Here is a 12,981-nt window from a genome sequence, read left to right on the forward strand (position 1 = left end):
TCTTCAGCCGCCCCGATCACTGTTCACCCGGCATCAGCCACTTCCCATGCCCCACCTCACCGCCATCGTCGCCATGGATCCGAACCGCCTCATCGGCGCGGGCGGCAAGCTCCCATGGCACCTCCCCGAAGACCTCGCGTTTTTCAAGAAAACCACCCTCGGCCACCCCGTCCTCATGGGCCGGAAAACCTTCGAGTCCATCGGCCGTCCACTGCCGAAGAGGAAAAACATCGTCCTCACCCGCGACAAGACATGGTCGCACGAAGGCGTCGAGGTCATCCACAGCCCGGACGAGATCGCGAACATGGACGGCCGGATTTTCATCATCGGCGGCGCGGAAATCTACAGGGCGCTCTCCCCGCTCATCGACGAATGGCTCGTCAGCCACATCCACCACAGCCACGTTGGCGACACCTACCTTGATCCCTTCGAAATCGACTTTCCCCATCACGAGGAAGTGGAGGGCCACGAGAATTTCACCGTGAAACGCTATCTGCGCGGCCATGAACCCGCCTAGGAGAGCAATCCATGCATGGTTTTCCAAAAATAACGCCCCTTGCGCCGAAAGGCATTTCAGACTACAAGACATCGATCGCCGAAGCGGAGTGCCCCACCGAGGGAGCCCGCCCGGCACATCCCAGCAACCCACTCACATCATGTTACGCATACCCTACGAACGCGTGAACTGGACAACCTCCAGCTTCCTCATCGGCACGGCTCTCATCGCCCTCATCGGCGCACCGATCTACCTCTACCACCACGGCCTCGACTGGTTCCAGTTCGGCATGTTCTTCTTCTACCTCTGCGCGACGATGATGAGCATCACCGTCGGCTACCACAGGCTTTTCTCCCACCTGTCCTTCAAGGCGAAGAAGCCGGTGAAATTCTTCACCCTCATCTTCGGTGCCTGCGCCTTCGAGAACTCCTGCCTGAACTGGTCTTCCGACCACCGCCGCCACCACAAGCACGTGGATCACGACGAGGATCCGTATGATATTTCCAAGGGCTTCTTCTGGGCTCACATCGGCTGGCTTCTCTTCAAGCTCGATCCCAAGCCACCCATGGACAACGTGGCCGACCTCCGCAAGGACAAGCTGGTTATGTGGCAGCACAGATACACCCATTGGATCGGCCTCGGGATCGGCCTGATCCTACCCGCGGCACTCGGCTACGGCTACAACTCCCTCATGGGGCTCGATCCGATGACCGGCGCGCTCGGCGGCTTCCTCATCGCGGGCGTCACCCGCATTGTGATCGCGCAGCACTGCACCTTCTTCATCAACTCGCTCTGCCACACCGTCGGCAGCCAGCCCTATTCCAACAGCCACTCCGCCCGCGACAGCGCGGTCATGGCCTTCCTGACCTTCGGCGAGGGTTACCACAACTACCACCACGAGTTCCAGCACGACTACCGCAACGGCGTGAAGCCATGGCAGTGGGATCCCTCGAAATGGACGATCTGGACGCTCTCCAAGCTTGGCCTTGTCGAAGGACTCCGTCGCGTGCCGGACAGCAAGATCCTGCTTGCGGAAATGGGGCAGGCCCGCCGCACGGCGGAAGCGAGGATCAGCGAGATCCAGGCCATCCCCGGCTACTGCCAGCGCAGCGCGGAAATCCTTGCACAGGTTTCCGAGAAGCTTGCCGCAAACTACCGCGAGCTCGAGCAGGCGGTCGCGGATCGTGTCCAGCTCTCCAAGGAAGCCCTGCAAAGCTGGCAGGACGAGACCCGCGCCCTGATGCGCCAGATCTCACAGATCGCACAGCCTGCGATGGCATAGTCTCGCCGAAACATTTTCCGGAAAGGGAGGCAGGAATGCCTCCCTTTTTTCGTATCACCCCAACGCATACATGACCCGCACCGCTTATCTACTGCTCGCCACCTCCCTGTTGCAGCCCGCCGCATTCGCCGAACACGGCGGCACCGCAGGATGGATGCGCGAGACCGATGCCACGAGGAAAGAACTCGTCTCGAAAGTCCACAACGAACGGATCGCCCACAAATGGTCCGAGGACGGGAAATCGTTTTTCGCCCGCATCCACGAGGCCGGGCAAGGCGAACGCTGGTATGCGTACGATCTCACCACCGGAGAGAGGGAAGCACTCGAAAAGGCACCCGGCGGGAAAGCCTCCCTTGAAAAATTTCCGGCAAGGAACCAGCCAGCCCACCGCAAACCGGTATCCCCGGACAAGCGCTGGACCGCCTCCCTGAAAGACGGGTTGCCGCTGCTCACCCCCGCCGAGGGGGAGCCGCCCGCCGTCGCCTATCCACTGCCGGAGGGAATGGTTTGGCAGTCGAATTTCCTCTGGGCGCCCGATTCCTCCGCAGTCGTCCTCATGGCAAACACCACCTTTCCGGTCCGCAAGGTGACGTATGTCCGCTCCAGCCCGGAAAAGAAGATCCAGCCCGAGCATTTCACCAACGACTATCCAAAGCCCGGCGACAAAATCAACGTCCCCACTCCGGTCATCTTTTTCACGGACGGCTCGCCGCCCCTGCCACTCGATCCGGAGCTTGCGAAGAACCCTTTCCAGATCAGCGACCTCCGCTGGCACCCGGATTCCGGATCCCTGACCCTCGCTTACATCGAGCGCGGATTCGGCAAGTACCGCATCATCGAGATCAGGCCTGCGGAACGAGCCCAGCGCATCCTGCTCGCCGAGGAATCGGACAAATTCGTCTACGCATATGGGAACTGCCATTGCCAACACCTCGCCAACGGCAAGGAAATCCTATGGCTCTCCCAGCGCACCGGCTACAACCACCTCTACCTCGTCAAGCGCCAGACCGGCGAAACGATCCGCCCGCTCACCTCCGGGAATTTCGTCGTCCGTGAAGTCATCCATGTCGATGAGGCGAAACGAGCCGCCCTGCTGTCCGTTTCCGGCCTCTATCCGGGGCAGGATCCCTACCTCATCCACTTCATCCGCGTTGACCTCGATACCGGGAAAGCCACCGCCCTGACGGATGCCGACGGCACCCACTCCCTGAAATTTTCCCCGGACGGATCCCATTACCTCGCCGTCTGGTCGCGTGTCGATCACCCGCCCGTCCACGAGATACGCCGCAGCTCGGATGGGAAGATGGTTGCCACCCTCCCTGTCCCGGACCTAACGGAGCTGCTGGCCACCGGATGGCAGCTGCCTCAGCCCTTCGTCGCGAAGGACAGGAACGGGAAATTCGACATCCACGGGGTCATCTTCCGCCCCGCAGGCTTCGATCCACGGAAAAAACACCCGGTCATCGAGAATATCTACGCCGGCCCGCACGACTCGTTCGCGCCGAAGTCATGGAGCATCTGGAGCGGACACAGGTCGGAGATGACGGCGGCGGGCTTCATCGTCGTCCAGATCGACGGGCTCGGCACGAACAACCGGGGCAAGGAATTCCATGAGCATTCCTACAAGAACCTCATGGACGCCGGCCTGCCGGATCGGATCAAGTGGATGAAAGCGGCAGCGGGAAAACATCCAGAAATGGACATAAGCCGCGTCGGGATCTACGGCGGTTCGGCAGGCGGGCAGTCCGCACTCGCCGCCCTTTTGAACCACCCGGATTTCTACAAGGCCGCCGCCGCCGACTGCGGATGCCACGACAACCGCATGGACAAGATCTGGTGGAACGAACAATGGATGGACTGGCCCGTCGATGATTCCTATGTCCAGAACTCGAACCTCACCCACATCGCGAAACTGAGGGGCGAGCTGATGCTCACCGTCGGCGAGGTGGATACCAACGTCGATCCCTCAAGCACCTACCAGATCGTCAACGCGCTGATCGAGGCGGACAAGGATTTCGAATATTACATGGTGCCCAACGGCGGCCACGGCATCGGTGAGTCCCCCTACCTGCGGCGCAAGCGCATCGGGTTTTTCCGGAAACACCTCGAGCCGGAGTGAGCAACCCTTTCATCAGTGCGGTCAGACGGAGCCGCTTCGCGCTCACCGGCCGTGCCTCCGCGAATTCACAGGCGGAAAAGTTGCTCGGGCAAGACCCACTCTCGCCCATAGCCAGGGATCCCTTCGGTTGCGGATGCCTATCCGCTCCCTCATCGCGCCTTGGGCTCGGCCTTTTCGGCAATTGCTTTTGGCAAAAGGTCTAACCCAGCGGCTCCCAATGCGAGAAGGCGGCAGCCTGTCCGATGCGCTTTCCCTGCTCATCGCTCACGTTCCAGACCGTGGCATTGCATATCCTGAATCGCCGCCCGTCCGCCGCGATGCGGATGCCGGAGTAATCGTCGATGAATCCGCTTTCCGCCACGCGTCGCAGCAGATCCTCACGCTCCGTGCGCTCGGGAGCCTCCGCCGTTTCCCGCGAGGGAGTGCCGACCAGGCTCCCCCAATCCATGGCGAAGAGATCCTGCGCCGCGAGATTCCCGTAGCTGAGCAAGGGGGGGTCTGCGCCATCATGCGAGAGCAGGACAAAGGGCGCATCATAGGCCAGCCGCGCCGCATCACCCGCCGGTGGGATGAGGTGTTTCCCTGTCAGCGCATGGTGGCTGCGCAGCAAGTCCGCCACATGCCCGGCGTGAAAGCCGTTTTCCGCATCCGGCTCCGGAAGCATCTCAGCCGTTGAGGTTCGAGATCGTCTGGAAAATCGCGGTGATCATCAGGTAGGCGAAGGAGCCGATGAGCAGCGCCATCAGGATCAGCACGGTGGGCATGATGAGCGCCATTACCTTCTTCAGGTCGTTGTCGAGCTCCTTGTCGTAGCGCTCCGCCGCGCGGCGCAGCGATTGGTCGATCTTCCCCGTCTGCTCTCCCACCGCGATCATGTCGATGAGCAGGGGCGGGAAACTTTCCGAGCGTATCATCGCCTTGGAAAAGGCGCGCCCGTCGCCCACCTGGTCGATGACGCCGTTGAGCCGGTTCCGCAGGGAAATGTTCTGTGTGGCATCGCGGGAAAGCTCCAGGGCGCGGAGCAGGGGCAGGCCGTTGCCTACGAGGTTCGCCATGGTTTCAAGGAACTGGACGTAGAACCGCGAGGAGATCACCGCACCGGCCAGCGGCATGTTGAGTTTCATCTCGTCCCACTTCGGCTTGTTCGCATCGTTGTCCTTCCAAGCCTTGAAAAACAGGCCGCCGCCGACAAACACGAGCAGGATCACGATCCACCAGCTTTTGATGAAATCGGCGAAGCCCATCATCATGCCGATCGCGAACGGGATCTTCCCTCCGGGTGTGCTCTTGATGAGCTCCGTGAGCTGGGGGATCAGGGTGGTGACGAAAACCACGCCCACGCCCAGCCCGACGAGGATCAGGAAGGCCGGGTAGATCATCGCGATGATGAGGCGGCTCTGCAGCTCGGCGAGCGTCTTGAGATAATGCGCCTGCCGTTTCAGGATCGTATCGAGAGCACCGGAGGCCTCGCCCGCCGCCGCCAGCGAGCAATACAGCGGCCCGAAGCTGGGGCTGACCTTTTTCAGGGCGACGGAGAAATTCACACCGTCGCGCACGATGGTGCGGATGCGCTGGGAAACCGCCTTGAGGCTGCCGAGTTCCTGCCGGTTCTCCATGGAGCGCAAAGCCGGCTCAAGCTGCAGGCCGGCACCGAGCATGTCTGACAGCTCCTCGGTGAAAAGGATCACCTCCGCCCGCTTGAGCTTCAGCGGCCCGTCGGATATCTCTTCTTCCTTGCCGGTGGATTTCTCCTTCCTGCGCGGAACCGTCGTCTCCTTCTTGTTGGCCGACTTCACCGGCGCCGCCTTCGACGACTCCTTCAGGTTCACAGGCTGCAACCCGCGCTTGTCCAGAACACGGAGAGCCTCGGGACGATCCGATGCCTCGATCTCGCCGGTTGCGACTGTGCCGTTGGTTGAAAGGGCTTTGTAGGAGAAGAGGGGCATGAGACGTTCAGGTGAAAGAGACTAGGTGCATCCGACGAAAATGTAAGCCTGGGTTTTCGCGGAGTCGGTGATGAGGTACATGAACCAGTGGGATTGGCCGTCCATCCATCTGTACTGCTTCGCGCCTTCCCAATCGTTGAAATCCGGCCAGTCCGCAGGGGGCTTGACAGGGGTGGATGACATCCCTTCCTTGCCGAAGAATTCGTCCTCCTCCATCCCCTTTTCGCGGATGATGCGGCCGATCTCGTCGGAGGTTGTTCTGAAATAATAGGTGTCCCCGTAGTCGGCGAATCCGCCGCCGGTGAATTCGGTGCTCAGCCCTTCGGCTTCGCTTGGGAAACCAACCTTCGCCAGCCGTTCGAACCGCTTCTTTGGTGTCGGGTAATCGAAGGCCAGGCCGCCAAGAAAAATGATGAACACAATCCATGCCGGAGCCAACATCCACCGGGTGCGCCGGCTTTTGTCCTGCCTCTTGCGGAAGCCTAAGAAGACGGCGGTGCCCCATGGGATGAAAAGCATGGCCCAGCCGAACACGAAAAACAGCGAGTGGATCAAGCCGTTGGCAAAACCGGCGAGGTGATTGGACCAACTCAACGCCTGGGAAATGACGAACCCGGCATTGAAGATGACAAAGGAAAGCATCAGCGCCGCGGCGAAGTGCATCGGTTTTGCGGGATCCACTTCCTCCAAGGCGTCGGTCTCCGGATTCATCGTTTTACTTGATTTCTAGTCCGCCCCAAGGCCCTACAGGATCTTCTTCGCCAGATTCTCCTTCACTTCCGTGTGCCTGGGCACGGTTTCCGTGATGCCAGTCCCCGGGTTGATCCAAATCGAACGGGAACCTGCTTCGCGCTTCAGGTGACAGCCGGCCACACATCTTCTTTTCCAAATCCCGCCGTTTCATCCGATCATCACTTTCTCGCGGATCGCGTCCTTGGGAAGCCCTCTCAGGATATCCCCCATCCTGTCCTCAAGGAGCAGCTCGATGGCCTCCTTCAGGCTGGACTTCGCTTCCTCAACCGCTTCCCCCTGTCCGTTCGCACCCGGAATTGCCGGGCAGATCGCCCAGCAACCCCCTTCTTCGGCGGACTCGATGATGGCTGTCAATTCGGCTTTCATGAATGGTAAATTAGTCGGGGAGAAACATCAGAACAACGGCTAATCCGCACCACCGATATCGGATGACGTGACCGAGATGACTTCCTCGATGGTGGTTTCCCCCTGCATGACCTTGTGCCAGCCGTAGGTGCGCATGGGGATGTAGCCGTCGCGGTGCGCCTGGGCTTTCATCTCCGCAATCGGGCGGGAGTGGGCGACGAGCTCCTGCATTTTCTGGCCGAGTATGACCACTTCGTAGATCGCGAGACGGCCGGAGAAACCGGTCATGCGGCACTTGTCGCAGCCTTTCGGTTGGAAAATCCGGCCTTCGATGTCGCGGGGGATTTCCAGGTCGATGATGTCCTGGGTCGAGATCTCGCGCGGCACCTTGCAGTGCGGGCAGAGGCGGCGGACGAGGCGCTGGGCCAGGAAGGCGCGGACGGCTGCGGAAACGAGGAAGGGCTCCACGCCCATATCGACGAGGCGGGATATGCCGCCCATCGCGTCGTTGGTGTGGAGGGTTGAGAATACCAGGTGCCCGGTAAGTGAGGCGCGGATCGCGATCTCGGCTGTCTCGAGATCCCGGATCTCCCCGATCATCACGATGTTCGGGTCGGCGCGGAGAATGGAGCGAAGGGCGGTGGCGAAGGTCAGGCCGATCTCTGATTTCACGGCGATCTGCATCACGCCGGTGAGCTTGTTCTCCACCGGATCTTCCACGGTTACGATGCGCTTGTCCGGGCTGTTCACCTCGCTCAGGAAGGAATACAGGCTCGTCGATTTCCCCGAGCCGGTGGGGCCGGTGATCAGGATGATGCCGTTGGGGAGGTGGAGCAGGCTCTCGATTTTTTTCTGCACGAAAGGCTCCATCTGGAGCTTGGCGAGGTTGAACTTTTCCTGGTTGAGGAGGCGCAGGGAAACGCTCTCGCCCTCCACGGTGGGCACGGTCGCGACGCGGACGTCGATGGTCTGGCCCTCGAACTGGAGGTTGATGCGGCCGTCCTGCGGCACGCGGCGCTCCGCGATGTCCAGGCGGGACATGATTTTCAAACGGGCGATGACCGAGCTTTGCAGCGCCTTGATGTTTTCCGGCACGGCGATCTCCAGCAAGCGACCGTCGATGCGGTAGCGGATGCGGAGGTTGTTCGCCAGCGGCTCGACATGGATGTCGGTCGCGCGCTGGTCGAGCGCCTCGCGGATGATCTGGTTGACGAACTTCACCACGCTGGCCTCCTCGTCCTCGTCGGCGTCGATGACGTTCGCCTCGTCCTCGGAATCGGAGAGCTGGTCGTAATCGAGATCCCGGCCTTCGAGAATCTGCTCAAAGGTGTCGGCACCGACCCCGTAGAGCCTGCGAAGCGCCTCGTGGATGCGTTTCCGCGAGGCCATGCACCACTCGAAGGGCATGTCCAGCTCCTGCGCTGCCGCCTGGTGGGCGATGAGGTTGAAAGGGTCAAAGGTGGCGAGCAGGAGCTTCGGGCCATCGCCATCATCCTCGATGGCGACAGGCAGGAGCCGATGGCGCAGTGCGATGCGCGGGCCGCAGGCCTCGCGGAGGGGTGTGGTGTTTTCCTCCGTCGGGATCTGCGCCAACCATGGCAGGTCCAGGTCGCGGGCGAGTTCCCGGAGGTAATTTTCCTCATCCACCACATTGGCATCCAGCAGGTCGTCGATGGGCGAGCGCTGGCGCTGGGCGGCTTCCTTGATCAGCTCGCCGACGGCAGGCAAGTCATCGCATCCGGCGCGCCGGGCGGGTTCGAGTAAGAGTTGGGTCATGCTTTCGCGGGCAGTCTCACCTCAAATGCCCGCCGCGTGCAACCTTGTCGGTGAAAACAAGCGCCGGCCGAATCGCGCGAAGATTTCCGGGATCTTTCAAACCCCATACTTGACGGAAGCCGCTTCCCATGGTCAAAACACCTCGACCCGCTTGTTTTCACGGAACGGTGGCTGAGTGGTCTAAAGTACTCCCTTGCTAAGGGAGCGTAGGGGTGACTCTACCGAGGGTTCGAATCCCTCCCGTTCCGCCATCACCCGACCCCAGTCTGCTGGGGTCGGGTGATGGCGTTTCAGGGGAAGGTAGTCCCGTTCCGAAGCGAAGCGCAGGAGGGTTTGAATTCGGGAAGTCGTCCTCGACGACGGCGTCCTTCTGGTGCGCGGCGCGCACCGAAACTGGAATGGCCGGAGTGGAACGAAGGCAATCCCTGCCGGTCCGCCATTTCTCAACACTTCCCAAGACTTCTCGCCGCTTCTCACAGCTCAGCGTTGATGCAAGGGTAATTGGAATTACAAGAGCACCGCGATTGATCAGGGCTCTGGGAAGGAGCCGCACGCTGATCTGCAGTAAGAGGATCGGGACGACTTCAATTGTCGACAATTATGACAGCGCCATGACAATCGACACCGGCGAATCTGCTGCCATAGCTGCGTTATGAAAACACTGACCTACCTATTCAGCCTCACCCTCGCTTCCGTTTCCGCAGTCTCGGCCGACGAACTGTCGTTCAAGGACTCGCTTAACGAGGCTCTCTACGCCGAGAATGTCGCTCGCGACCTCGATGCCGCAGGCGAGGGCTACGGCCGGATCGTCGACTCCATCCGGAAAAACGGTTTCCCGGCCGAGGACCGGGCCCACGCCGCCACCGCCCTCTTCCGCCTCGCCGAGGTCCACGATCGCCAGGGTCGCGACGAGGAGGCGGAGAAACTCTACCGGGAGTTCATCGAGCGCTTTCCCGATCAGAACGACCAACGCGCGCTGGCCATCGCAAAACTCGGTATCAGCGGCCCCCTGCCCCGACAGAGGCTCACGAAGGTGACCGGCACCGAAGAGGGTGCCGAAGATGCCCAGGTATCGGAAAACGTCTTCCGCGACCGCTGGCATTTCACCCGCGCCATGCAGCCGGATGAGTTGGTGCTGACGACCTTCCAGGTCAAGCATCAGGAAGGCCATGCCAACGAGGGGCTGCCGCCGGAGTTCGAAATCAAGACCCTGCACTACGCTCCCTCCGGAAAGTTCACGAAATGGTTCTCCCACACGCAGGTCTTCTGGACGAAAGAGGAACTGAAAAAGAGGTTTGAGGAGAACAAGAACAAGGGCCGGGCCGAGTGGCATGGAAACGACCGCCGGAACAGCGTCTCCGGATTCGGCCAGACCTACGTCGTGCCGGACGACCTGCACCACAGCGGTGGAGGTTGGGGTGATGCTTCGATGGCGTTCTTCTTCACGGACGAGCACTCGGTGAGGGAAGACGGAGCTGAAGACTACGTGAAAGTCGAGGCCACCAAGTGCCTCACGGTCCGGCTGGCCTTCCAAGCGATGTCGCGGGACCGTGCCCAGAGGCTGTTGGCCGCGCCGCTCAAGCTGGAACTCCCCGAAATGGGTGACGAAGCCTGGTCTTACACCCTTCCGGTTTCACCCACCGAGTTTGAGGGAGTCAACCAGCCGAATGAGGACCCGAGCCGCTAAACGGAATGTCGAAGTCCCGGAAAGCGCAATCATCTTTGGCCGGCTGGGCGGTGGCGGTCACCTTGCCGCTCGTCGTCCTTGCCGCGGTGGCGGCCCTTGGGATCCGCGCCCAGAAGCAAGCCGCCCGCACGAGGGCGATGGACGAGGCCGCCGTGGTTTCCGCGTCACAGGCCGACCCGCTCTCCCGGCAGTTGCAGGCCGCCATCGAGGAGTTTCCGCGCTTTCCCGATCCGCCGGTGCCGGGCAGCGGTTCGTCCCTTGAGGAAGACCTCGATGGATCCGACCTCGGGAAATTGTCCCGGCTGCGCGACAATCCCGAAGCCGGGAAGTCTGCGACGGGACTACCACTCCGCGCCTTGGCCGCCCTGCGGATCGAGGCTCTCGCACCGGGGGAGCAGGCGCCGGACGAGATCGCAAGACTCCTGACCGTCGAGGCACCCTCCGTCCTGACCCTTCCCGCGCTCAAGCGCTTGCAGGACCGGCACCCCGGCTTCGAAATCCCGGAGGTCTGGCGACTCGTTGACAAACTCGACGAGGTGAGGGCCGGTCACCCCGACGGCGGCTGGATTTCTTTCGAGCAACGGTATTGGTGGATCTCGCCCGACGCGCGGCGGTTCCTGAGGCCGTCCGCCATCGGCACCGCCAGCCTCGAATTGCCTGCCCATGCCACGGCCCGCCTTTCTTCAAACGGGAAGCCGCTGACCCCACCGGCCAGCGGCGAAGTCCTCGCGAGCACCCCGGTCGACTTTCCCAGCCCGCTTGCCCTGGGTGGGTCCCTGTCCTCTCCGGACGCCCTCGCCGCGAACACCCGGCAGCAAACGCGCTGGACTCTCGCAATCGTGGGAACCTCGCTGCTGGTCTCGGCAATCGGGCTCTTCGCCATCCTGCGGATGGTTCGCGAGGAACGACGCCTCAGCCACCTCAAGGGCCAGTTCGTGTCGAGCGTTTCCCACGAACTCCGGGCACCGCTCGGGTCGATCCGGCTCATGGCCGAAGCGCTGGAAGACGGCCGGGTCGACGAACCGGGGGAATTCCATCGCCTGATCGGTCAGGAATCCCGGCGTCTCTCGCATCTCGTCGAGAACGTCCTCGATTTCGCCCGCATCGAGGAGGGTCGCCGCCGCTATGACTTTGTGGAAACCGATCTCGCCGCCCTCGTCGGGGAAACCGCCGAATTGTTCGGCCCCCGTGCCGCCGAATCGGCACACACGCTCGATGTCTTCGTGGAACCGGGCACGGCTTCCGTTGATCGCCATGCCGTGCAGCAGGCCGTGGCCAACCTCCTCGACAACGCCCTCAAGTTCTCGCCCCCCTCCACCACCGTTTCCGTCGTCCTGAGGTGGAGCGAGTCCGCGTGGTCCATCTCGATCATCGACGAGGGACCCGGCATTCCCGAGTCCGAGCGCGAGCGGATCTTCGAGCGCTTCCACCGCCTTGGAGACGAACTCCGGCGCGAGACCAAGGGCACCGGCATCGGCCTGAGCCTGGTCCGGCACATCACCGAGGCCCACGGCGGAACGGCGAGCGTGACCAACGGCCCCACCACGTTTACCCTGAGCACTCCCATCCATCCCCCGGTGTCCCCATGAGAATCCTGATTGTCGATGACGAAGCCCCGATGAGGGTCGCCCTCGAGCAGACCCTCCGCAGCGAAGGCTTCAAGGTCGCGAGCGCGGCCGACGGCGAGGCGGGTCTGGAGATGGCCCTCGCGGAACCCTTCGACCTCATCCTGCTCGACGTGATGATGCCGAAGCTCGATGGCTTCGCGGTCTGCCAGGGCCTTCGCCGGCACGGCAGCAAGGTGCCCATCCTGATGCTCACCGCCAGGGGACAGGTCGATGACCGCGTCACGGGGCTCGACAGCGGGGCCGACGACTACCTCACAAAACCCTTCAGTCTCAGGGAACTGCTCGCCCGGGTACACGCCCTGCTCCGGCGCTTCGAGCGCTCCGAACCCATCACCGATCCGTATCCGCTCGGTGATGGACAAATCCAATTCTCCAAACGCCGGTTCCAGCGCGCGGGCGAAGAGCATGAACTCACGGAGAAGGAGGTTGGGATGCTCAAGCTGCTGATCGAGTCGAAGGGCGAGCCGGTCAGCCGCGAGAAGTTCCTCGACCATGTCTGGGGCTATGAGTCCTACCCGAGCACCCGCACCGTCGACAACTTCGTCCTCGCCCTTCGCAAAAAGATCGAGCCTGATCCTTCGACTCCCCGGCATTTGCTCACCGTCCGAGCTTATGGATACCGCCTCGCCCGATAGAATACGATGCTTCGCCGGCACCGCGGCCGCAGGAGGCTCCGCCATCCGGTCCCGAAAAGCCCAAAGCCATCGGCCCTTGATCCTAGTCACCGAGCTGGCAGACCTGTGAAAGATGAAAGGATCCTGCCGGAGCCGCTGCCGCCCAGAGGGTCCGGGGTTCGTTTCTGCCACTATCTGGGACAAATTCCCCGGATTCAATGAGGATTTCAGCACAATGGCCGTGTCGGCGTGCGTCACCGTGCGACACCGGCAAATCCCCGTGACGCACCAATGCCCATGAATACGAAGAAAAGCGCACCATCAGACGGAGTCCC

General features: G+C 61.9%; 11 protein-coding genes, 1 tRNA gene and 1 pseudogene. 7 read left to right on the forward strand and 6 right to left on the reverse strand.

Annotation, left to right across the window (positions count from 1 at the left end; all coding sequences use genetic code 11):
- Positions 1 to 46: 46 nt before the first annotated feature.
- The 3 genes from HZ994_09950 (at position 47) to HZ994_09960 (ending at position 3,897) form a co-directional block, all read left to right on the forward strand.
- Positions 47 to 517 carry a dihydrofolate reductase gene (locus HZ994_09950; GenBank protein QTN32642.1) on the forward strand — a complete coding sequence of 157 codons (471 nt, stop codon included), beginning with the start codon at positions 47 to 49 and terminating at the stop codon, positions 515 to 517.
- Positions 518 to 653: 136 nt separating this feature from the next.
- On the forward strand, positions 654 to 1,778 hold the full coding sequence (locus HZ994_09955) for a fatty acid desaturase (protein QTN34363.1): 1,125 nt from the start codon (positions 654 to 656) through the stop codon (positions 1,776 to 1,778).
- Positions 1,779 to 1,848: 70 nt separating this feature from the next.
- Complete coding sequence (locus HZ994_09960) at positions 1,849 to 3,897, forward strand: prolyl oligopeptidase family serine peptidase (protein QTN32643.1); 2,049 nt, start codon at positions 1,849 to 1,851, stop codon at positions 3,895 to 3,897.
- A 199-nt stretch (positions 3,898 to 4,096) separates the two neighbouring features.
- On the opposite strand, the gene HZ994_09965 is transcribed toward HZ994_09960, so the two are convergent.
- From HZ994_09965 to HZ994_09990, 6 genes and pseudogenes are all read right to left on the reverse strand, one after another.
- Positions 4,097 to 4,561 (reverse strand): MEKHLA domain-containing protein, encoded by a 465-nt coding sequence (locus HZ994_09965; protein QTN32644.1) that lies wholly within the window; start codon positions 4,559 to 4,561, stop codon positions 4,097 to 4,099.
- Between the two features lies 1 nt (position 4,562).
- Positions 4,563 to 5,843, reverse strand: a complete 1,281-nt coding sequence (locus HZ994_09970) for a type II secretion system F family protein (protein ID QTN32645.1) — start codon at positions 5,841 to 5,843, stop codon at positions 4,563 to 4,565.
- Positions 5,844 to 5,864: 21 nt separating this feature from the next.
- Entirely contained in the window at positions 5,865 to 6,554 is a 690-nt protein-coding gene (locus HZ994_09975; GenBank protein QTN32646.1) for a hypothetical protein, read from the reverse strand.
- Positions 6,555 to 6,587: 33 nt separating this feature from the next.
- Positions 6,588 to 6,747, reverse strand: a pseudogene (locus HZ994_09980) (type II toxin-antitoxin system HicA family toxin).
- Positions 6,744 to 6,962, reverse strand: a complete 219-nt coding sequence (locus tag HZ994_09985) for a type II toxin-antitoxin system HicB family antitoxin (GenBank protein QTN32647.1) — start codon at positions 6,960 to 6,962, stop codon at positions 6,744 to 6,746. Before HZ994_09985 ends, HZ994_09980 begins: the two are co-directional and overlap by 4 nt.
- A 39-nt stretch (positions 6,963 to 7,001) precedes the next feature.
- On the reverse strand, positions 7,002 to 8,717 hold the full coding sequence (locus tag HZ994_09990) for a type II/IV secretion system protein (GenBank protein ID QTN32648.1): 1,716 nt from the start codon (positions 8,715 to 8,717) through the stop codon (positions 7,002 to 7,004).
- 161 nt (positions 8,718 to 8,878) lie between these two features.
- Between HZ994_09990 and HZ994_09995 the strand changes: the two genes are divergently transcribed.
- The 4 genes from HZ994_09995 (at position 8,879) to HZ994_10010 (ending at position 12,667) form a co-directional block, all read left to right on the forward strand.
- Positions 8,879 to 8,968: transfer RNA gene (locus HZ994_09995), tRNA-Ser, on the forward strand.
- 401 nt (positions 8,969 to 9,369) lie between these two features.
- Positions 9,370 to 10,404: a tetratricopeptide repeat protein gene (locus HZ994_10000; protein ID QTN32649.1), complete on the forward strand. Its 1,035-nt coding sequence runs from the start codon at positions 9,370 to 9,372 to the stop codon at positions 10,402 to 10,404.
- Between the two features lie 5 nt (positions 10,405 to 10,409).
- The gene (locus HZ994_10005; GenBank protein ID QTN32650.1) at positions 10,410 to 11,993 is read left to right on the forward strand and encodes a HAMP domain-containing histidine kinase; all 1,584 of its coding nucleotides are present in this window, start codon (positions 10,410 to 10,412) and stop codon (positions 11,991 to 11,993) included.
- The gene (locus tag HZ994_10010; GenBank protein ID QTN32651.1) at positions 11,990 to 12,667 is read left to right on the forward strand and encodes a response regulator transcription factor; all 678 of its coding nucleotides are present in this window, start codon (positions 11,990 to 11,992) and stop codon (positions 12,665 to 12,667) included. Before HZ994_10005 ends, HZ994_10010 begins: the two co-directional genes overlap by 4 nt.
- The last annotated feature ends 314 nt before the right edge of the window (positions 12,668 to 12,981 follow it).

The organism is Akkermansiaceae bacterium (genome assembly GCA_017798145.1).
Lineage (GTDB): Bacteria > Verrucomicrobiota > Verrucomicrobiia > Verrucomicrobiales > Akkermansiaceae > Luteolibacter.